Source organism: Microcoleus vaginatus FACHB-2002 (genome assembly GCF_040004035.1).
In the GTDB taxonomy this organism is placed as follows: Bacteria; Cyanobacteriota; Cyanobacteriia; order Cyanobacteriales; family Microcoleaceae; genus Microcoleus; species Microcoleus vaginatus_C.
Map to the genome: position 1 here is coordinate 1 of NZ_JAMPLN010000036.1, position 19,589 is coordinate 19,589.

General features: G+C 47.0%; 21 protein-coding genes. 8 read left to right on the top strand and 13 right to left on the bottom strand.

Annotated features, from left to right (window positions below):
• Positions 1 to 346: 346 nt before the first annotated feature.
• Complete coding sequence (rpsF, locus tag NDI35_RS23720) at positions 347 to 682, bottom strand: 30S ribosomal protein S6 (protein WP_015176119.1); 336 nt, start codon at positions 680 to 682, stop codon at positions 347 to 349.
• A 15-nt stretch (positions 683 to 697) separates the two neighbouring features.
• Here rpsF and NDI35_RS23725 point away from each other — a divergent pair, with 15 nt between their 5' ends.
• A complete protein-coding gene (locus tag NDI35_RS23725; RefSeq protein ID WP_333294360.1) occupies positions 698 to 1,615 on the top strand; it encodes a carbohydrate ABC transporter permease in 918 nt (305 codons plus the stop codon).
• Between the two features lie 90 nt (positions 1,616 to 1,705).
• Positions 1,706 to 1,858 (top strand): hypothetical protein, encoded by a 153-nt coding sequence (locus NDI35_RS23730; protein WP_445314862.1) that lies wholly within the window; start codon positions 1,706 to 1,708, stop codon positions 1,856 to 1,858.
• Positions 1,859 to 1,987: 129 nt separating this feature from the next.
• On the opposite strand, the gene NDI35_RS23735 is transcribed toward NDI35_RS23730, so the two are convergent.
• The 8 genes from NDI35_RS23735 to glyA form a co-directional block, all read right to left on the bottom strand.
• Complete coding sequence (locus NDI35_RS23735) at positions 1,988 to 4,546, bottom strand: HD family phosphohydrolase (RefSeq protein ID WP_445314863.1); 2,559 nt, start codon at positions 4,544 to 4,546, stop codon at positions 1,988 to 1,990.
• 432 nt (positions 4,547 to 4,978) lie between these two features.
• Positions 4,979 to 6,127 carry an ADP-ribosylglycohydrolase family protein gene (locus NDI35_RS23740; RefSeq protein ID WP_445314864.1) on the bottom strand — a complete coding sequence of 383 codons (1,149 nt, stop codon included), beginning with the start codon at positions 6,125 to 6,127 and terminating at the stop codon, positions 4,979 to 4,981.
• 174 nt (positions 6,128 to 6,301) lie between these two features.
• Positions 6,302 to 6,742: a type II 3-dehydroquinate dehydratase gene (gene aroQ / locus NDI35_RS23745; protein ID WP_445314865.1), complete on the bottom strand. Its 441-nt coding sequence runs from the start codon at positions 6,740 to 6,742 to the stop codon at positions 6,302 to 6,304.
• Positions 6,743 to 6,854: 112 nt separating this feature from the next.
• Positions 6,855 to 6,992 (bottom strand): hypothetical protein, encoded by a 138-nt coding sequence (locus NDI35_RS23750; RefSeq protein ID WP_333054680.1) that lies wholly within the window; start codon positions 6,990 to 6,992, stop codon positions 6,855 to 6,857.
• Between the two features lie 299 nt (positions 6,993 to 7,291).
• Positions 7,292 to 8,548, bottom strand: coding sequence for a competence/damage-inducible protein A (locus NDI35_RS23755; protein ID WP_445314866.1), 1,257 nt, complete (start codon positions 8,546 to 8,548; stop codon positions 7,292 to 7,294).
• Complete coding sequence (locus NDI35_RS23760) at positions 8,506 to 8,778, bottom strand: hypothetical protein (RefSeq protein WP_445314867.1); 273 nt, start codon at positions 8,776 to 8,778, stop codon at positions 8,506 to 8,508. The genes NDI35_RS23755 and NDI35_RS23760 overlap by 43 nt, the downstream gene beginning before the upstream one ends.
• Positions 8,744 to 9,799: a glycosyltransferase family 4 protein gene (locus tag NDI35_RS23765; RefSeq protein ID WP_445314868.1), complete on the bottom strand. Its 1,056-nt coding sequence runs from the start codon at positions 9,797 to 9,799 to the stop codon at positions 8,744 to 8,746. Before NDI35_RS23765 ends, NDI35_RS23760 begins: the two co-directional genes overlap by 35 nt.
• Positions 9,800 to 10,252: 453 nt before the next feature.
• Entirely contained in the window at positions 10,253 to 11,536 is a 1,284-nt protein-coding gene (gene glyA / locus NDI35_RS23770; RefSeq protein WP_333184014.1) for a serine hydroxymethyltransferase, read from the bottom strand.
• A 168-nt stretch (positions 11,537 to 11,704) separates the two neighbouring features.
• Between glyA and NDI35_RS23775 the strand changes: the two genes are divergently transcribed.
• Together NDI35_RS23775 and NDI35_RS23780 are read left to right on the top strand one after the other, a co-directional pair.
• Positions 11,705 to 11,902, top strand: coding sequence for a hypothetical protein (locus tag NDI35_RS23775; RefSeq protein WP_006631916.1), 198 nt, complete (start codon positions 11,705 to 11,707; stop codon positions 11,900 to 11,902).
• Positions 11,903 to 12,044: 142 nt separating this feature from the next.
• Positions 12,045 to 12,518 (top strand): Tic20 family protein, encoded by a 474-nt coding sequence (locus tag NDI35_RS23780; RefSeq protein ID WP_333077581.1) that lies wholly within the window; start codon positions 12,045 to 12,047, stop codon positions 12,516 to 12,518.
• A gap of 97 nt (positions 12,519 to 12,615) precedes the next feature.
• On the opposite strand, the gene NDI35_RS23785 is transcribed toward NDI35_RS23780, so the two are convergent.
• From NDI35_RS23785 to ffh, 3 genes are all read right to left on the bottom strand, one after another.
• Positions 12,616 to 13,392, bottom strand: coding sequence for a fumarylacetoacetate hydrolase family protein (locus NDI35_RS23785; protein WP_445314869.1), 777 nt, complete (start codon positions 13,390 to 13,392; stop codon positions 12,616 to 12,618).
• Between the two features lie 102 nt (positions 13,393 to 13,494).
• A complete protein-coding gene (locus NDI35_RS23790) occupies positions 13,495 to 13,920 on the bottom strand; it encodes a 5-formyltetrahydrofolate cyclo-ligase (RefSeq protein ID WP_445314897.1) in 426 nt (141 codons plus the stop codon).
• A 979-nt stretch (positions 13,921 to 14,899) separates the two neighbouring features.
• Positions 14,900 to 16,339 (bottom strand): signal recognition particle protein, encoded by a 1,440-nt coding sequence (gene ffh, locus NDI35_RS23795; RefSeq protein WP_445314870.1) that lies wholly within the window; start codon positions 16,337 to 16,339, stop codon positions 14,900 to 14,902.
• 336 nt (positions 16,340 to 16,675) lie between these two features.
• On the opposite strand from ffh, the gene NDI35_RS23800 reads away from it, so the two are divergent.
• From NDI35_RS23800 to NDI35_RS23815, 4 genes are all read left to right on the top strand, one after another.
• A complete protein-coding gene (locus NDI35_RS23800; RefSeq protein ID WP_445314871.1) occupies positions 16,676 to 16,810 on the top strand; it encodes a type II toxin-antitoxin system HicA family toxin in 135 nt (44 codons plus the stop codon).
• A gap of 10 nt (positions 16,811 to 16,820) precedes the next feature.
• Complete coding sequence (locus tag NDI35_RS23805; protein ID WP_445314872.1) at positions 16,821 to 17,006, top strand: hypothetical protein; 186 nt, start codon at positions 16,821 to 16,823, stop codon at positions 17,004 to 17,006.
• Positions 17,007 to 17,120: 114 nt separating this feature from the next.
• Positions 17,121 to 17,522, top strand: coding sequence for a nuclear transport factor 2 family protein (locus NDI35_RS23810; protein WP_445314873.1), 402 nt, complete (start codon positions 17,121 to 17,123; stop codon positions 17,520 to 17,522).
• A 26-nt stretch (positions 17,523 to 17,548) separates the two neighbouring features.
• A complete protein-coding gene (locus NDI35_RS23815; protein WP_445314874.1) occupies positions 17,549 to 17,995 on the top strand; it encodes a GNAT family N-acetyltransferase in 447 nt (148 codons plus the stop codon).
• A 159-nt stretch (positions 17,996 to 18,154) separates the two neighbouring features.
• Here NDI35_RS23815 and NDI35_RS23820 read toward each other — a convergent pair whose 3' ends face one another.
• A complete protein-coding gene (locus NDI35_RS23820) occupies positions 18,155 to 19,327 on the bottom strand; it encodes a TRC40/GET3/ArsA family transport-energizing ATPase (protein ID WP_172188640.1) in 1,173 nt (390 codons plus the stop codon).
• Between the last annotated feature and the right edge of the window lie 262 nt (positions 19,328 to 19,589).

Genomic DNA, 19,589 nt, shown 5'->3' on the forward strand with positions numbered 1-19,589 from the left:
TGTAAAACACACTTATGTTAAGGATTGTAAAGTATCCTTAGCCCTAAGCGTGGCTAAGTTAGCCCTGTTTACATATTGTTACATAGCTCGGTTTAATCCCGCTTACCTACTTATAATTTCAATTAACATCAAGTCCCGCCCTTAAGAAACTATGCTGTACCCAAAATCCCAGAGATCCCCCTAGCCTCTTTTTCAGGAGGATGCCAGGGGGAGCGAAAGGCTCTGACGTTAGTTTTTCAAGTTGTGTGTACAGGGTAGCCCTTAAGAAAGGCGTGCCGGGGAATAAGCGGCCCTAATCGTCAAACAGTAGAGTGGTACTACATAAAACGTTAAGTTGACAGGAATGCTACTCGGCGACTTCAGCTTCAGCTTCCGCTTCAGGTGCATCGGGTACATCTTGCTTGATCGTCAAATAGCGAATCACTTCTTCGCTCAGACGCATCGCGCGCTCCAGGGTAAAAATTGCAGCGCCCGGAGCTGTATAGTTCATTTGAACGTATACTCCGTCCCGGTGCTTGCCGATTTCGTAAGCCAAACGGCGCTTGCCACGGTGCTGAGTTTCGATGTTTTCAGCACCTTGATCGCGCAAAATAGTTTGATATTTAGCGATCGCCTGGTCTGTCATTTCCTCACCCAAATCTGGGCGCAGAATGTACATAGTTTCGTAAATAAACGGTTTCATGGCAATAATCCCCTTATGGACAACAAGGCTTCTCACGAAGCAAGGACTTATTATCATATCCCAACAATGAACAATCTCAAAACTAAAAAACCAAATTCCCCAAACAACACTCCCTCGCCGTGGAGCACCCTGTGGACGTACAGCATCATGAGCGCGATCGCACTTTTAATGCTGTTTCCCTTGCTGTGGCTGCTCAGTACCTCCCTCAAATCCCCCAACGAAAACATCTTTCAATTTCCCCCGCAACTGTGGCCCCAACAGCCAACCCTCGAAAACTTCATCAAAGTTTGGCAAACCAACCCCTTCGGCCGCTACCTGTTCAACAGCACCCTAATTGCCGGCCTCACAGTTAGCATCAACGTCCTCTTTTGCGCCCTCGCCGCTTACCCCTTAGCCAGACTCAAATTTCGCGGCCGCGAAGCCATCTTAATCACGATCATTTCCACAATCATGATTCCCTTCCAAATAGTCATGATTCCCCTATACATATTGACTGTACAACTCGGACTAAAAAATAGTTATTTAGGCGTAATCTTTCCCGGACTAGCCTCAGCCTTCGGCATATTTTTATTACGACAAGCATTTCTAGCAGTTCCCAAAGAACTAGAAGAAGCCGCCCGCATCGACGGCTGCAGCGAATTAGGCATTTGGTGGCACGTCATGATTCCGGCAATTAAACCAGCTTTAGTTACTTTAGGAATTTTTGTATTTATCGGTTCTTGGAGTGACTTTCTGTGGCCACTGCTAGTTTTAGACAGGCCGGAATATTACACTTTACCTTTAGGGGTAGCCAATTTAGCCGGGACATTTTCTTTGGATTGGCGTTTGGTGGCGGCGGGTTCTATTATTTCTATTGTTCCAGTTTTAGGACTATTTTTGCTTTTGCAAAAATACATTGTGCCAACAGAAACTGCTGCGGGAGTCAAAGGATAGAATCAAGATAAAAAATCGGCGTTTATCCGCGTACATATGCAGTTAAAAATTAAAAGATGTGGAACTCAAAACTCACAAAATTTATTTTTTATGTACGAACTGCCAGATATCCACTGGATTGTTGACCGCGCTGGGGTTGTAGATACTATCATCGCTTTTGCAAATGCGATCGATGCCCAAGACTGGCAAAAATTGCGATCGCACCTAGCCTGCGAAAGAGATATCGACTCTTCGGAGTTTTGAGGAACCAAACAACCTGTGGTAATTGTCAGCGACAATTCTGAAGTGCATCGCTATTCGCGGGGCAAATCGCAATGAAATCTCATTCACAACTGAAATGCGAGCTGATTTTCCCTAACTAAAAATTTCCTCTTACCTAGGAGTAAAAACTGCACTAGGGTAAGCAATCCGCTTGTGATTGAACTGTTCCCAAACCCGCACAAAAATCTCCGCAATTAGAGACATATCCTCCCGCGTTAAACCCGAATCCATCAACTGATTATCCTGCCAGCGAGCCCTTAGAATCCGATTAACCATATTCAAAGCCTCTTCATGAGTAGCATCCTTGAGCGATCGCAAAGCAGCCTCGCAAGAATCCGCCAGCATCAGAATCCCCGTTTCCCGCGACTGCGGAATCGGCCCATCGTAGCGAAAATCCTCCTCCCTCACTTGGCGACTTGCGATTGCTAACTTGGAATTATTCGCATCTGCTGGCAAAGCAATCTTTAAATCTTCTATTTCTTTTGCAGCAATTTGCTGCGCTTGGTGGTAGAAATAAGCAATTAACATTGTACCTTGGTGCTCGGGAATAAACGCCTGAATTGCCTTCGGCAATCGATGTTTCCGCGCCATCACCAAGCCCTCGCTAACGTGCTTTTTAATAATCTCCGCGCTCGCCCAAGGGTCATTGATTTCATCGTGTTTGTTACCCCCGCCCATTTGATTTTCACAAAATCCGAGCGGATCGTGCATTTTTCCAATATCGTGGTATAATGTACCAGCTCTGACCAGCTCAACATTGCAGCCGAGTTCCCGGGCCGCAGCCTCCGCCAAACTCGCCACAAACAGCGTGTGCTGAAAAGTCCCCGGAACCTCGGCAGCCAATTTCTTCAACAGCGGGCGGTTGGGATTGGCAAGTTCCGCCAGCCGGATCGGCGTAATCAAGTCAAAAACGTGTTCCAAATAGGGGCTGATGCCGATCGCCACAACGCTCCAAGCCAAACCGGCCAAACTTTGCGCGCCCACAGTACCGAGCACAACGTACCAAATCGCACCGACAGCGGCGCTGGCAATCAAAGTCCCCACCAGATAAACCGTGCCCTGAGTCAACCCAAGAGCCAAGCCCAAAAGAGCCAATTCCTCGCGCGATCGCAGCCGCCCGGCCATAAAAGCGCCCAGCAATCCCCCCGCCCCGCTAGCGACTAAATGAATCAACTCCACATTTAAGCCAACGGGCAGCAGCACCGACAGCAGCCCCACCACAGTCACTCCCACTGCCGAACCGTAGAAGCCGCCCGCTAAAATCCCGATCGCCGGCAAACTCGTCCAAGGCAGGCCCAAACTCACCAGCACTGGGGCGCTCAAAGTCAGCAGCAGCAATAGCAAATGATCTCTGCGGCGCAAGCGGTAGTGCCTTTCCACCAGCAGTACGATCGCAATTGCCCCCGCGACTAAACAAACAAAACCCGTCAGCCCCAGCCAATTCACCCCCCGCCGGCTTAAACCAAAATAGTCCAGCAACACGAAATCTTGCTGCGAGATCTCTTGTCCTTGTGCAACAATTATCTCGCCCTGATCTACTGCGATCATCACCGGTTTCACTTTTTGCGCCGCTAATTCAGCTAGCTGTTTGGTTTCCTCGCGATCTCTCACCAGATTTGGCTGCAAAATCGCTGCTAAACCCTCCACCGCCCAAGCTTGGGACTCTAACGGCACTTCCTCAGCCACTTGCAGCTTCACGGCTTCTTTCAAAATCTCTTTTGGCAACCCCTGCGGGATACCTTGAGCCACCATCCTTCTTGCCGCGCGATTCATACCGGTTTGGGTTTTCTGCCAAGCTGCATCCGACAAATCAAACAGCGAAGTATCGTAAATCTGGGGGAACCCGGAAACCAACGGTTTTTCCAGCGCCTCCACAGCATTGAGATAGCGCTGGCGAGCAGAGGAAATACTGTCTGTCAGGCTTTGAAACTCTGCTGCCCGGACCGATCGGCTGTAAGCTTGCAATTGAGCGATAGCATCCTGCTGAGACTTGTTCTCGGTCTGCCCAGCAACTGCGGGGGAATCCAAACTCAACCGATCGGAAGTGGGACTTTTTTCTCTCGCTTGCGCCAAAATAGATCGCCACTCCCACTCGGGACAGCCCCGCAAGTAAACCTGTGCAGCAAGTGAGAGCGCCGAAGATTTCGCAAACGGAAACTGCCCTACCGCCTCGCGTAGATCGCTCCCGTGCTGCAAAAATTGTTGCAATTCTTGATAAATTTGTCGATTGACCGCAGGATCTAGCATTAATATGGCTACAGCCCCGATCCGCGCTGCTTTCCGCTGTTCTTCAGTAGTTTTGTAATCCGGGACGCTAGCAGTATCAGGAGCCTTAATCGTCTGAGGAGCTTTCGTCCCCACATCCAGTTTCGGCTGGTTGTAGAAGCGGTGGCCCAGAGTGCTGCTGAGAGAAACTACCGCGACCAGCGCCAACATAGGGGAACGAGCTTGATTTTTGAGGCTTGATTTGGAGGTTTTACTTGTAAATCTAGTAGTAAAAGTCTCGGGAAGAATCCATTTCGGGCGCGACAAACGGCTCAGGAGAGGTCCGCCAGCGCGATCTGTATCTGCTTTGCTGCAGCCATTTTGCACTTTAGCAATGTGTTGGCGCAGTGAGCGCGCAGCCCCTAGCTGCTCAATCTGCCGCATCAATGAGGAGAGCGTATTCATTTGTGTCGAAGATATATCACTGTTATCCAGCAGCTTTGTCAGAATTTCTGACTATGCATCTTGATTGATTTTATCCGAACTACCCTGGCTGAATATTCAACCCCCCAGACTACTTTGCCTGACTATCGCCAGCAGTTGGCTTTCCTAACGGTGACCAACAACGCAAGCAGCTTATTTGCTTCCCTTGTCCATCTTGAACAGAAATCGCGCGCGAGGGCTAAAAACCTTGTTTCTCCGTAGATTCTTCGTTTCCCAACCCCATATTCTCGTTTAAACCTGGCTTGTTGGGGCAAGCGCGTCCGATTTAATTTTTCACATTTAATTTTTCACTTTTTAATCTTTAATTGTCGCTCTCCTTCCACTTTCGCTTTTGACTTGTTAATGGCGAATTACTAATTTCTGGTTTCCCCTTACCGTTAAAAGCTCCAAACTTTATATTTTACGAGGTCTAATGACATAAGGTGCAGCCACCGATCGGGCTAGCGTTGCGGAATCCAGTCCGACATCGGGCTTGTAAACTCCCGCCCAAACAGCAAACAGGTTATTTGCTAACTCTACAATTTTTGCATCGCTGCCCGTTCCCCAGAGCGAGGGTTCTCGGCCCTCGGCTAGCTGCTGCGGTTTAACCTCAGTCGAAGATACCTGTCGCCATTCTACAGGAATCGCAGCAACGCCGTTATAGGCTCCAGACAAAGCTGCCGTCAAAGCGCAGGTTATTTGTCCGGCTATACCACAACGGGCAGCGCGCACCACTGACAAGCGCAAGTCTTCTGGGGTGTTCAAAAAGCAGTAGAAAGCTAAGGCAATGGGAATGAAATTTTCAGGGTTGACAGTTGACTTGGTTTGTAATTTTTTTTCACCTTCGCCCTGTCTTTCTCGCAAAGCTGTGGCGCTTTTGCACAGATGAGTGGCGGCTGTTTCTAAATCGGCTCCTTTTTCTAGTAGTATTTGCACTTGCAGCAGCAGCTCTGTTAAGGCATTATCTGTTTTCAGGTAAGCAAGTGTTTGCTCGATCGCTGTCGCGGGGTCAAGTCTTTCTTTGAGCGATCGGGCGATCGTATATGCTACTGCTAAAATTGCTGTTTCCCATTCTGGCTGGTTTTCGTGGTGCCAAACCTCTATCGCCAGCATGATTTTTTCTCGCAGCTTGGCTTTATTTTCGTGAAAAAACATCGCGGGTGGCAGCGCAGCAACGGCAGCTTCACCGGGGTTAAGCAGGGTGGTAAACTGACTGTTGCGGGGATGGTAGATTTCCGACTTGGCAAATGCTTCCCAAGTATCGCGCCAATCTTTTAAATCTAAACCCCTACACCGAATTAAACTTTGAGTACACGCTACCGCAAGTCTCCCGGATGCGGATGAGTCTTTGCCACTTGGGATTTTACTGTTGACAGAATTCAACGCCAATGTTGCCCCTCTTAGGGTCAATTGTTGGTGTTTAGTCAGTTGTAAAATCGGCTGCAAGTCTTCTTTTTGGGGGGGAATACCCACGAGTTGCCTCTGGTATTCCAGGCCTATAGAGTCTCCTAAAACTGCGCCCAGGATGGTTCCTTGAAACTTGCTCAACAGGGAATGCCGCATTTGAATTTAACTCAAGTTGTTAGTAATTGGTAATTGGTAATTGGTAATTTAGAATTCTTCCTGGTGTGCTTCTTAGCCTAACTCTTGTGATTAATTTGAATTCAACCCAAACATATAAGGGCTGGTTTTCCATCTAAAACCTGCCCTCATCCGATCGCTACAATCGGTAAATTTTTAATTTTTAATCAGGTAACTCACTAGAGCTTGCAGCCCCAGCCGATAACTTTCTGAGCCAAAACCGCTGATTTGCCCGATCGCCACCGCTGCGATAAACGAGTGATGGCGAAAAGCTTCCCGTCGGTAAATATTGCTCAGATGAACTTCTACCGCAGGGATATTCACCGCGGCGATCGCGTCTCTAATTGCCACACTCGTATGAGTATAAGCTCCAGCATTAATCAATAAGCCTTGGTGCTGGCCTAACATTGAGTGAATTGCATCCACCAATATCCCTTCATGATTCGACTGCTGAATTGAGACTTGCACCTGGAGGGCTTGCGCTTCTCGTTCTAGCAACTTGTTGATATCATTTAAAGTTGCAGAACCATAAACTCCAGGTTCTCGCTGACCCAATAGATTCAGATTAGGGCCGTGAAGTACCAGGATATTTAACAATTTTAAAATTTCCAGCGCAACAAAAATTAGGAGAGTTTTGACATGGTATTTAGAACCAGTCTCCAACCTCAAAGCTCAAAGCTGAAAGCTCAAACTTCCAATCCAGTCCCGACTATCGGCGATTTCTCGGTTGGTTGACAGGAATACGAATCGGTTCGAGTTCCGGTTGAGCTTCAGGATTCAGCAATCCTTCTATCAGCTTGCGAACCCATTCTTTAATTTGTTCCAGCACCTTTTCAATGTCTTCCATTGAACGGATAGCTCCTTTTCTTATAGTCTAGATTGCTAAACCGACGGCTAAATATCTGAAAATAAGCAAGCACGACTTTGAAACCAAAGATCAAACTTGCTTTCTCGCTTGCTGGTTGTTTTGAGCAATGGAGAGAGTCAGTATATTGGCCAATCAGTCCTATCTTATTATCATAACGAATCTTTACAGATAATCAAGAGGGAAAAGGAAAATTGCCGAATTATATCGGAGTATAGAGTGTTAAATAAAGCTTAAGCTTACGGTTGACTGTTGACAATTGACCAATCGTAGGATTTTTTCTACGCTTTTGCCAACAATAATTTACGCCGGAGCCGATCGAGCGCCGTACAGCTACTCAAATTCCGAATCCAATCGCGACCTCTGGCATCGCCAAAGCGGTATTCAAAACTTTCTGCGTCGCCGTGGGGCCCAGCTAAACCAACATAAACCAGTCCGACAGGTTTAGCGTCTGTGCCGCCTCCGGGCCCGGCGATGCCTGTAATGCTCAATCCCCAATTTGTATTGAGGCTGGCGCGAACTCCCGCAGCCATTTGTTTTGCCACTTGGTGGCTGACTGCCCCAAACTCGGCTAAATCTTGCGGATTAACACCTAATAATTCTTCCTTAATTCGATTGTCGTAAGAAATAATCCCCCCTAAAAAGTAGCAAGAACTGCCAGGAACACCAGTCAGCATGGCCCCCAATCCTCCTCCGGTGCAGGATTCAGCCACGCTAAGAGTTTGCCCAGCATCCAGCAACAATTGGCCCACAGTCGAAGCGAGGGTATCGCTATCAGCACCATAACAGTCCGAGCCGGCAATTTGCCGCAATTGTTGTTCGAGCGGCTCAATCAAGTTTTTCGCAGCCACCGACGACTCCGCGCGGGCCGAAATCCGCAGTTTGACTTCGCCGTGATTGGCGTAGGGAGCCACAGTAGGATTAGTTAAATTCAGAAAACTATCTACTTTTTCCGCCAATGCCGACTCAGCAATCCCCCAAAATTTCAGCGTGCGGCTGTAAATAGTTTCGCTGCACCAGCCGCCATTTTTCAGGTAAGGAACGGCGGTTTCTCGCCACATCAAGTGCATTTCCGCCGGTACGCCGGGAAATGTCATTACTGTCACGTTAGAAACCGGCTGCCAAATAATCCCCGGTGCAGAACCGCTGCGGTTTGGCAGAATGTCCGCAGTTTCTGGAATTAAAGCTTGTTTCCGGTTGCTGGGACTCATGGTGCGTCCCCGCTGGGCAAATTTGTATTCGATATCTGCGATAATTTCCGGCTTTTCGATGAGAGGAACCCCAAAAAAATCGGCGATCGTTTCGACTGTCAGGTCGTCTGGTGTGGGGCCCAGGCCTCCGGTGAAGAGCAAAAGCTGCGATCGACTGACGGCGATTTCTAACACTTGTTTGATACGTTCTGGATTGTCCCCCACCACTGTTTGATAGTAGTGAGGGATTCCCAGACTCGCTAATTCTTTGGCTAAAAACTGGGCATTGCTATTAAGAATATCGCCTAACAGCAATTCAGTGCCAACACAAATAATTTCAGCAACCATTCAATTTTAGATTTTAGATTTTGGATTTTGGATTGGGGAATTGGGTATTGGGCATTGGGCATTGGGAATTGGGTATTGGGCATTGGACATTGGGCATTAGAAATTATTTTTCTTCCTTCTTCCTTCTTCCTTCTTCCGACGGACATCGGACTGACATCCGTTACATCCGTTACAGAATCCGTTGCCGAACTTCCTTCACCTAGCGTGTCTCCAAACTTTCCAGCTAGCATATCCCAGCAAACTTGTCGCACCCATAGCGTAAATTACGCCACTGGGAACCGAAAAAGCTAGGGCTAAACTTCCCACCCACAGTGTCAGCGAGTAAATAAATAAAACCGCAAATCGATGGGATAGTCCGGCTTGTAGAAGTCGGTGGTGAAGGTGGCGCTTGTCAGCAATAAACGGTGACTTGCCGTTGCGAAGTCGATCGAGAATCACCGCCGACATATCTAAAATCGGTACAGCTAAAATTAAATAGGGCAGTAACACAGAAGTAACAGCCGTAGTTTTAACTAATCCAATTACTCCCACTCCAGCCAGAGTAAACCCGATAAAATAAGCCCCGCCATCTCCCATAAAGATTTGAGCCGGATTGAAGTTGTAGCGCAGAAATCCCAAGGCACCGCCAGCTAAAGCCGCTGCAATCAGGGCCGCCGCCGGTTGGTGCATCGACAGACTGACAATCAGCATTACAACTGCTGCAATCCCTGAAACTCCGGCAGCTAAACCGTCCAAACCGTCAATCCAGTTGATGGCGTTGGCCATGCCGACAAGCCAAATCACGGTAATTGGCAAGCTCAGCCAGCCAATATTAGTCAGTCCCAGGGAGGGAACTGTGAGAAACTCAATTTGTACGCCTGCCATCCAAACGATGCTGGATACGCCAACTTGCATGAGCAAGCGTTTTAATGCCGAGAGCGAAAATAGGTCGTCTGCTAAACCGATGAGGAAGAATCCGATGCCGCCGAGGGTGACTCCCCAAATTTCGTATTCGTCTTTGGGATTGAGAACTTGTCCGTTAGCATCGATGAAGCCTCCTGAGAGCCAGACAAATAAGAGGGCAGTGATAGTGCCGAGAAAGATGGAAACTCCTCCCAAGCGCACCATCGGGCGCTTGTGGACTTTTCGATCGCCTGGCCGATCGACTCGCCCACTTTTGAGACCAATTTTTTTGACTATTGGCGTACTCCAGAGGACGATGATCGCAGAAACCAGGAAAGCGAGTATGTGGTACAGATACTGGTACGGCATCTGAAATCAATTTTAATAGTGCGGGGCAATTAGGCTGTCAGGCAGAGTCTACTACATTTCAGATGGCTTATAACAAGGAAACATCTTGAAGAGCGACTGGGGGTTTGGGAGTCGGAGATTGGCCACAATGGCAGTTGCCCTGGGGCGAATTGTCAGGTTTTTCATTCATAACTCTCGAATTAACGATTTGAAATATCGACTATTTCGCGAGCAAAAAAGTCGATATTTGGCGAGCGGGTCCAGTTGAGCGGTATCTTTCGCAACCGACAAATACCGTTAGTCAAACCAGCCCCGCCCGACAAATATCTTTACTAAAAACCGTATTGGCGATCGATATTTTTGGTGAAAACCGCTTGTCAATATCGCTACCGGCAACTCTCAATCTTTTCCTGCTCTTTTACCCTTTTACCCGTACACTTCCAACTACCAATTCCCCATTGCCGATCAGGAAAATTAAGCTAATGCCGGCACTTTCAAGTACAAGTGTGGATATAACGGGAAGCGATCGCACAGTGCTGCTACTCGTCGCAGACAGTCGGCTGCGACGCTTTCATCATCTGGATTTAGCAGGCGATCGGCAATAATATTGCCAATCTCGGTAAATTCTGCTGTTCCCATTCCCCTGGTGGTCATCGCCGGCGAACCGAGTCTCAAACCGCTGGTGACAAAGGGCGATGCCGGATCGAAAGGCACGGTATTTTTATTAGCAGTAATATTCACACCGCTGACTAATTGGTCCGCTTGCTTGCCTGTCATGTTTACCGAGCGCAAATCAACTAGCATTAAGTGATTGTCCGTGCCGCCGGAAACGAGTTTTAAACCCCGCTGCTGCAACCGTTCCGCTAAAGCGCGCGCATTTTCAATTACTTGACCGGAATAAGTTTTAAATTCAGGCTTTAATGCTTCGCCGAAAGCTACTGCTTTGCCCGCAATGACGTGTTCTAAGGGCCCACCTTGAGTGCCGGGGAAAACAGCTTTGTCAAATTTTTTACCTAATTCCGGGTCATTGGTCATAATCAAGCCACCACGGGGGCCCCGCAGGGTTTTGTGAGTGGTGGTGGTGACTGCGTGACAGTGAGGGAGGGGGTTGGGGTGATGCCCTGTGGCGACTAACCCGGCGATGTGGGCGATATCGGCGAGCAGGTAGGCTCCAATTTCGTCAGCGATCGCTCTAAACTTCTCAAAGTCGATAATTCGCGAATATGCTGAATAGCCACAAATTAGCAATTTCGGTCGGTTTTCTTTGGCAAGTGCCAAAATTTCGTCATAGTCGAGCTGTTCTGTTTCTTGGCTGACGCCGTAGTGAAAAGCTTTGAACCATTTGCCGGATACGTTGACCGGCGAACCGTGGGTCAAGTGCCCGCCGTGGGACAAATCCATGCCCATAATTCCGTCTCCGGGTTCCAGCAAGCTCAAAAATACTGCAAAGTTGGCTTGAGCGCCGGAGTGGGGCTGGACGTTGGCGTGAGCGGCTCCAAATAGCTGTTTGGCGCGATCGATCGCGATTTGCTCGATACCATCAATAAATTCGCAGCCGCCGTAGTACCGTTTCGCTGGCAGTCCTTCGGCGTATTTATTGGTCAGCACTGAGCCTTGAGCTGCCATTACCGCTGCGGAGGTAAAGTTTTCGCTGGCTATGAGTTCTAGGTGATCTCGCTGCCGCTGGAGCTCTTGCCCGATTAAATCGGCAATCAGCGGATCAGTTTTGGAAAGGAATTCTAAGTTAGTGTCCGTCACAATAATCAACCTCTTGACAAATTTGGGATTGGGAATTGGGGATCTTATACCGTACTACGGATTTCGCACGATTCACATAAATATTACGTTGTGTTCAGGTTAAGCGGTTTGTCCCCAAATCCTGACATACAATGAAATTACTGGTGTGAAACCTGCCGGAGGTATCAAATGTTAGTCATTTTAATGGAAAATCAGATGCTTGCCCCTCAGTGTGTTTGCCAAAGTTGTTTGCTGGCAGATCGCACTGGCCAACCGCGCTGGAGTGGTGGAGAGCTTCGCTGTGGACATCCAGTTGCTAAACCTACGGAAAATTTGCCCGATCGGTACGAGTGTCAAATGGGCTTCGTCATTGCCAATATTAAATAAGAATGCCTGCCGTTGGTAGTTGAGGCTGCTCCCCGCTGAGTGAAAAGCAAGTTCCGGCAGAGTCGAAACACAAACCCTGCTGCTGCGTTATCCTGAGTTTAATGGAATTAATAGTTAATCGATCGACTCAGGAGAGTTCATTATGACTTGGCGCGGATCTACAACTGTTCCAGACCGGATTTTTGCTTCTTTGCCTTATTTGCTCCCGTTGGTTGACGGGCTTGCCTTTGGCAGGTTTCTGTTTACACAGTTTCCTGTCCTGCAACTGTTGTTGATACCGCTAGCTCCATTGATGCAAATTTATAGTTTGCCCTTTGCTAGCTTGATTATCTTCTTTGCCCTGTACTTAGGAGTAGTTAGAAACGAAAACATCAGTCACTTCATTCGTTTTAATGCGATGCAGGCAATTCTTTTAGACATTGTTTTGATGCTGTGCGGTCTGGTTTTGCCGATTTTTTCTAACGGCGTCCAAGTCGCATTTATTGCGGAAACTCTGTATAACATGGTGTTTTTAGGCGCTTTTGCTGCATTTGTCTATGCAGTCGTGCAGTCGCTTTTGGGACGCTATGCAGAGATTCCTCCGCTTTCGGATGCTGTTTATATGCAGGTACGTTAGTCAATTGGCAGTTGGCAGTTGGCAGTTGGCAGTTGACAGTTGACAGTGGTTAGTTGTTGGTGATAATTACCAATTACCAATTACCAATTACTAATTACTAATTACCAATAACTACTGTATTTTCAAGACTGCCGATGCCTTCAATTTCGATGCGGACTCGATCGCCTATTTGTAGCGGCCCTACTCCTTGCGGCGTTCCCGTCAGTATCACATCGCCGGGAATTAGGGTCATTATTTGACTGATGTAGGAGACGAGATAGTCTGGGGAAAATACCATGCGATCGATCTGGGATGACTGTACCGGTCGCTCGCTCTCATTGACAAAAGTCTGCAATTGTGCAGCAGGACTCAGTTCGCGGACAATCCAAGGCCCCAAGGGACAAAAAGTATCGAACCCTTTGGCCCTGGCCCACTGGTTGTCCCGCTTTTGCAAATCTCTAGCTGTTACGTCATTGGCGATAGTATAGCCCCAAATTTTGCTGTGTGCTTGTTCGGGAGTGCAGTTGGTACAATGTTCGCCAATTACCAAGGCTAATTCTCCCTCGTAGTCTACCCTTTCCGACTGCTGCGGATAGCGAATCGCTGCACCTGCAGGGATGACAGCACTCGGAGGCTTGAAAAACAGCAGGGGTTCTTCCGGTACAGGGGTTCCCATCTCGGCGGCGTGATCGACATAATTTTTTCCTACGGCTACAATTTTTGAGGGAGAACACGGGGCGAGAATTTGGTAAGTATCTGGTGAAAGTTCCAAATCGGTTGGTTGTCCTTTTAACCAGGGCGGTGCATCAAATACTTGAACGCTGTGGCCCAGTTGCAGTAAACCGTAATGGATGTGTCCTTGTGTTGTTTTAACTCGAACGTAGCGCTGGGCCATAGTATTTTAGATTTTAGGTTTTAGATTCTAGATTCAAAAAGACTTGTGCAAGTCCTAAATAGAATATATATAAACATGGATCTAGGGATAATTTCTGAAAATTTATTGCTCGATCGACCTTTTTGATTTTTGCTGTACGATTGTCAAATCGCTCTCTGTGCAAATTCCGTGCAGCGGTTTGTCCCAGGAGTCAACTGGTAGTTGGGCCAGCAAGGCAAATTCAAAGATTGTGGCGATCGTACTTTTTGATTCCCACTCAGCTAAACTGAGCATTCTGTCGTAATAGCCGCCGCCGTAGCCCAAGCGATAGCCACGAACATCGCAGCCTACAGCGGGTACGAGCATTAAATCTACTTCTGAGTGGTCTATTTTAGGAGCATCCGGCAGGGGTTCTAGTATCCCATAAGCTCCACTATGTAAAGCATTTCCGGGCTGCCAGATGGGCCAGGATAGCTCTTTGCCGACACAGCGGGGAAATCCCCATTTGCGGGGAGTTACAAATACGGGACTTAGGAATGAAAAATAAATAACTTAATCAATTACTCAGGTTGAGGTACGGCTCGATAATTCCATTTGGGCAAATATTCGTCAAAAACAACTTCCATAGTATTTTTGAAATTATCAGCTACCCATACTCCGCACAGTTTTGGGAACGATACTACAAGCTTACGCGGGGCAAGGATCATAAAAAAGTCAAATTAAATGTCGCGTCAGGGATGGAGCTGACATTGATTTAATTATCCACAGTAGCTCAAAGTCAAGCGAGCATAAGCCATTGGGCTATATAAAAACTGTCCGAACTATTGGTAAAAGAGCGCCTTTTTTTCGGTTCATTTTAAATTGAGATTGCACTCACTTTTTTCGCTTCTGTGCTTTATTGCGTAAGCGTTGCTTGCCGAAGGCCTCGCATCCCTCTTTAAAAACAGTCCGGAGTATTGCAATAAGTAATGAATGGGAACCAAATTAATGAAATAGTTAAGTTTGGCAAATCCAAAAATCTTTGTAACTTACGTCGCCGACTTTCGCTGGTAATTAGAGAGGGAAATACGCGGGAGAGCCGTTCTCATCAGATTTGTTTTTCGGATTGTATCACGGGTAACAAGATTTCAATCAGCTTAAACTGAGCTAACGTTAGTTTTTTTTCTCTCAGGAATGCGGGAGAATGTTGGTATCATAATTTTTGGGATAGGCAAGCGTATAACAATTTTGCTGCCTATCTTTTTTGAGCAGCGGATTGGCTCAATCCTTACTCCCTGTTTGTTTCAGCCTGGTTGTTACCCCAGCAACAAGAAAAGAGTTAAAGTTTGATATTTCTTACATATTCCACCAATACTAATAAAGGAATCTTGGGCTGGGTGGGGCGGGTTTACGAGATTATTGGTTTTTGGCCATTATTGTTGGTGAAACCCGCCCTACAAATTTTTGCTCATGGTGCAATCTAGCTGTGGGGGCGAGTTTACGAGATTAGGGGTTTTAGGCAATTATTAGTGAAACCCCCGCCCGTTTTCTACAACTGTCCGAAACCTTTTTTAGGCTTATCTTTTTTCTTTTTCTTCTTCTGCTGGGCACCCATATACCCACGGGAACCGGGCTGCATTCCGGGGCCACCCATTCCCGGCATTCCCGGCATTCCTCCCATGCCGGCGAAGTTGCCTTGACTCATTTGCTGCATCATTGTACGCATTTTCTGGAAATCGCTGACCAGCTTAGTTACGTCGTTTTCAGCGTAGCCTGCGCCTTTGCCGATGCGGCGGCGGCGGGATGGAGAACTTGCTAAAAGTTCGGGGTTGCGGCGTTCTTCAACTGTCATCGAATTAATCATGGCTTCGGTGCGTTTTAGCTGCACTTCTCCCTGCCGCATTTGTTCGTCTGAGAGTTTGTTCATCCCCGGAATCATTTTCAGGATGCCGCCGAGGGAACCCATATTTTTTAGCAGTCTGGTTTGTTTGAGAAAGTCGGTAAAGTCGAACTTTGCCGTAAGCATTTTCTCTTGCATTTTCTCGGCATCGGCGATGTCGAATTCTTCTTGCGCTTTTTCTACTAGCGTCAAGACATCGCCCATGCCGAGTATTCTGGATGCCATGCGATCGGGATAAAATGGTTGCAAGGCTTCCACTTTTTCGCCGACGCCGACAAATTTAATCGGCGCGCCGGATATTTGCCGCACGGATAAGGCTGCACCGCCGCGGCTGTCGCCGTCTAATTTGGTTAAAATTGCGCCGGTAATGCCGATTTGTTCGTGAAAGGTGCGGGTTAAATTTGCTGCTTCTTGGCCGGTCATGGCATCAACAACTAACAGCGTTTCGTGGGGTTGTACTGTTTGTTTGATGCGGGCCAATTCTGCCATCATGTCTTGGTCGATTTGCAGGCGACCTGCTGTATCGACGATGATGGTATCAATGCCAATTTGTTTGCCGTGTTCGATGCCTTGGCGGGCTATTTCTACGGGGTCAATATCTTTGCCTAATTCAAATACTGGTACGTCGATTTGTTTGCCGAGAGTCAGCAATTGGTCGATCGCGGCAGGTCGATAAATGTCGGTTGCCACTAGCAGTGCGGTACGATTTTGCTTGCGGAGGTGCAGCGCTAGTTTGGCGGTAGCTGTGGTTTTCCCGGTTCCTTGCAAACCAGCCATCAGGACAACTGTGGGCCCGGAGTCTGCGGTGGCTAGGGGTACGTTGGTTTCGCCCATGACGCGGACGAGTTCGTCGTGGACTATTTTAATGAATTGTTGGTCGGGACGGACGCCTGAAACTACTTCTGCGCCTTGTGCTTTTGCCGCTACCTCTCCGATGAAGTTTTTGACGACTTGGAGGTTGACATCGGCTTCCAGGAGGGCGCGGCGGACTTCTTTGAGGGCGTCTTGAATGTTGGACTCGGAGATTTTATTCTGTCCGCGCAGTTTTTTCCAGGTGGATTCGAGTCGATCGGCGAGGGCTTCAAACATAGGGCATTGTTGGCTAGTCAGTATTTTTAATTTTAGGCTAAATGCGGACGTTTGGATTAATGTTTTGCTAATTTTTCAATAATCCTTTCAGGGCGGGCTATAAGCCCACCCCACAAGCTAATTATTCATGTGTTGTGGAACAAGCATCTTGCCTGTTCTTAAAACTGGTAGAAAATGTGATTGTTTAGCCTAATTGATGCTTAAATTAATTCAATTTTATGTAGTAGGGTACGTTTGGACAAACCCTACTTTCGGGAATACGATTAAAGTATTTCCGTCACGTTGGCACAATTTTAATGTCTGCTTATGCCCAAAAAGGTTCGATAACTCAAAAGCTTGCTGCTAAAAGCTGGGTTTACTTATCGTTCGGCAAAAGGCAGCCATACAAGATGGGTTCATCCTTTACTACCTAATGAACCAATTACTTTTGCTGGAAATGATGGCGATGATGCGAAACTGTGTATAAATTAAGGATTATAAGTTGTTTTGGCGATCGAATGCTGACCCAGAAAGGTTGAAAATGCTGCAAACAAATGCGTCGGAACGTCAGGCGCGAAAAATTGAGATTAATGCAGGAAAGAGTGAACGAACCGCAGAGGACACAGAGAGCACAGAGGATGGGAAAGAAGAGGGAGGGGAAGTTATGTCTTTAAGAGAGGAGGAATAGTCATCGATGTATCGGTTGATTCGTTCTTGATTCCAGAGAAGTTATTAGCGATCGCACGAGCATAAATAATTGTTAAGAGATCGGGCATAACAAATCATTGGAGCGGACAAAATTGTGATATTTTTAGGTTTAGTTGGAGTGATAGTTGTGGAAATCAGCAGCGAAGACAGAGACACCCTCGAATGCCTAGAGCAAGAGCTATGGCGTCAAGAAACTCGCCTTGACAAGCAGCGCATGAATGAACTCCTCGCACCGGACTTCTTTGAATTTGGACGTTCTGGACGTGTCTGGCAAAGACAAGATACACTTGTGGCAGAGCCTTCATCAATAGATGTCATCTTTCCGCTACCTGAATTTCACATTCGCCTGCTCGATGAGAACATTGTTCAGGTTACCTATGACAGTGCATTTATTTATGACGGCGTTGTTGAACATACACACAGAAGCTCTATTTGGTCGCGAACGGCAAGCGGTTGGGTACTTCGCTTTCATCAGGGTACACCGTTTCAACCTTGACTACTCTCAGCACTCGGATCACAACGATGAATGCAATTACCTATAGACATCCAGAACCTGGGGATGAACACCAAATCAGTGCTTGTATGTGGGCTGCTGCGGATCTATGGGAACTCACAGATGGAACACCAGAAAGTGTTGCTGAATGGAAAAAAATTTCTGACATAGAAGAATTAAGAGCCAGAATTTTGAGTAGCGAGAAAACGCTAGTCGCTACGTGGAATGGGATTATTGTTGGTTTTATTGCATTTCGGAGAGGAAATCATCTGTCATTGTTGTTCGTCCGAAGAGAATTTGGTGGGCAAGGAATCGGTAGAGAACTATTCACTCGATGCAGCAACGATATTGAGGAAATTACGGTTAACTCATCTGATGCGGCAGTAGGCTTTTACCAAAAAGTAGGGTTTGTCCAAAGTGGCGATCGCTTCTTCAAAAATGGAATATGGGGAACACCAATGAAGTGGGTGAAATGAACTTGCTAAAACTGATTGGTTACTTGGCTGAGTGAAATCTAAAATAGCCTTGAGTTCAGGTGTTTGCCTTAGTTAAGTAGTCTCTAGAACGACTAAGCTAAAAATACAGGACTTAGACAGGCAAACTATTTATATTGTGCCTGCCTAAGTTTTGTTAAATTAAGCAAACTTAATCTTCAAATAATCATCCTCCATCTTCGCCCCGGAAGGTTGCAGGGCCGCTAAAGCTTGCGGCAACACCAAATTACGGCGGTGATTCCCAATCCGAACATTCAACTCATCTCCAGTTTTGCTCAACTGGATCTGATCCTTAGCAATTCCGGGCAAATACAGTTCAAGACTATATTGATTGTTTTCCTGCACGATTTTAATCGTATTTTCTTTGTAATAAACTTGACTTGGATCTTCGTCTTTGTAAAGCGTTTCTTTCAACCGTTCCAAAGCTGCCAAACCGCACATTTCTTCAGAATAAAGTGGCACTTCCTTAACGGGCAGTGGCATGAAATCTGAGTGAATTTCCTGACGGTACTGCTCCTGGCTTTCTTTCCAACGTTTAAAAAATGGGTCAGTTACTTCTGCGGGAATAATCCGGTTAGCTACTACTAAATCAGTGGCTACATTGTACAAACTCAAATAGGCATGAGCGCGCAGAGACTCTTTAATTACCATTTTTTCGGGATTAGTAACTAACCTTACCGAAGTAACAGTATTATCAGTTAAAACCTTTTCCAAAGCTTCGATTTGTTCGTAAAATTCGTAAGGTGCATCCATCACCTCTTTGTCTGGTAAAGAAAAACCCGCAATTGGTCTAAAAATAGGTTCCACTAAAGGCCGAAGGGCGGCTGATATGCCTTGCAGTGGCTTGTAAAATTTTCTCATGTACCAGCCGCCAACCTCCGGCAAACTTAGCAGTCTCAATGCAGTGCCAGTTGGGGCAGAATCGATAATTAAAACATCAAATTCGCCTTCGTCGTAATGCCGCTTCATTCGCACTAAACCGAAGATTTCATCCATTCCTGGCAAGATGGCTAATTCTTCAGCTTGCACGCCTTCGAGCCCCTGGGCACGCAAAACTTGAGTAATGTAGCGCTTAACTGCTCCCCAATTGCCTTCTAATTCCCTGAGAGCGTCTAATTCGGCTCCCCACAAATTCGGTTTCACCAGCCGCGAATCGTGTCCGAGTTCCATGTCAAAGCTGTCGGCTAAGGAGTGAGCCGGATCTGTACTCAGCACTAGGGTTTTGTATCCCAATTCGGCACATCGCAGCCCAGTCGCAGCGGCTACGGAGGTTTTGCCGACGCCGCCTTTTCCAGTCATTAATATTAAGCGCATTGATTGTTTAGCTCGCCTGAAAGTAGTTTACTCTTATATTGTAACGTTATGTAACAAAAATTAATTTGCTAGGGGAATTAATTGGGGCGACAAGCAGCCACCTGACAACGCACATTTCCGGTGTTTCACAAAATTGCGGCCATGTCAAGATAAGTTAAAATTATTTATTTCAAATATCAATTGCGACGCATAAAAATCCCTCAGCGTTCATCTGTGTTTATCTGTTAATATCTGCGCTTAAAAAAGGGCTCTCGCTCTTGAA

Coding starts and splice junctions, on each gene's coding strand:
- NDI35_RS23735 (WP_445314863.1), bottom strand. CDS start 4,546: ATGAATACGCTCTCCTCATTGATGCGGCAGATTGAGCAGCTAGGGGCT.
- NDI35_RS23755 (WP_445314866.1), bottom strand. CDS start 8,548: ATGGTTGCTGAAATTATTTGTGTTGGCACTGAATTGCTGTTAGGCGAT.
- NDI35_RS23740 (WP_445314864.1), bottom strand. CDS start 6,127: ATGCGGCATTCCCTGTTGAGCAAGTTTCAAGGAACCATCCTGGGCGCA.
- NDI35_RS23780 (WP_333077581.1), top strand. CDS start 12,045: ATGACTTGGCGCGGATCTACAACTGTTCCAGACCGGATTTTTGCTTCT.
- NDI35_RS23785 (WP_445314869.1), bottom strand. CDS start 13,392: ATGGCCCAGCGCTACGTTCGAGTTAAAACAACACAAGGACACATCCAT.
- NDI35_RS23765 (WP_445314868.1), bottom strand. CDS start 9,799: ATGCCGTACCAGTATCTGTACCACATACTCGCTTTCCTGGTTTCTGCG.
- NDI35_RS23775 (WP_006631916.1), top strand. CDS start 11,705: ATGTTAGTCATTTTAATGGAAAATCAGATGCTTGCCCCTCAGTGTGTT.
- NDI35_RS23815 (WP_445314874.1), top strand. CDS start 17,549: ATGAATGCAATTACCTATAGACATCCAGAACCTGGGGATGAACACCAA.
- NDI35_RS23820 (WP_172188640.1), bottom strand. CDS start 19,327: ATGCGCTTAATATTAATGACTGGAAAAGGCGGCGTCGGCAAAACCTCC.
- NDI35_RS23760 (WP_445314867.1), bottom strand. CDS start 8,778: ATGCTAGCTGGAAAGTTTGGAGACACGCTAGGTGAAGGAAGTTCGGCA.
- ffh (WP_445314870.1), bottom strand. CDS start 16,339: ATGTTTGAAGCCCTCGCCGATCGACTCGAATCCACCTGGAAAAAACTG.
- NDI35_RS23725 (WP_333294360.1), top strand. CDS start 698: ATGGACAACAAGGCTTCTCACGAAGCAAGGACTTATTATCATATCCCA.
- NDI35_RS23750 (WP_333054680.1), bottom strand. CDS start 6,992: ATGGAAGACATTGAAAAGGTGCTGGAACAAATTAAAGAATGGGTTCGC.
- rpsF (WP_015176119.1), bottom strand. CDS start 682: ATGAAACCGTTTATTTACGAAACTATGTACATTCTGCGCCCAGATTTG.
- NDI35_RS23730 (WP_445314862.1), top strand. CDS start 1,706: ATGTACGAACTGCCAGATATCCACTGGATTGTTGACCGCGCTGGGGTT.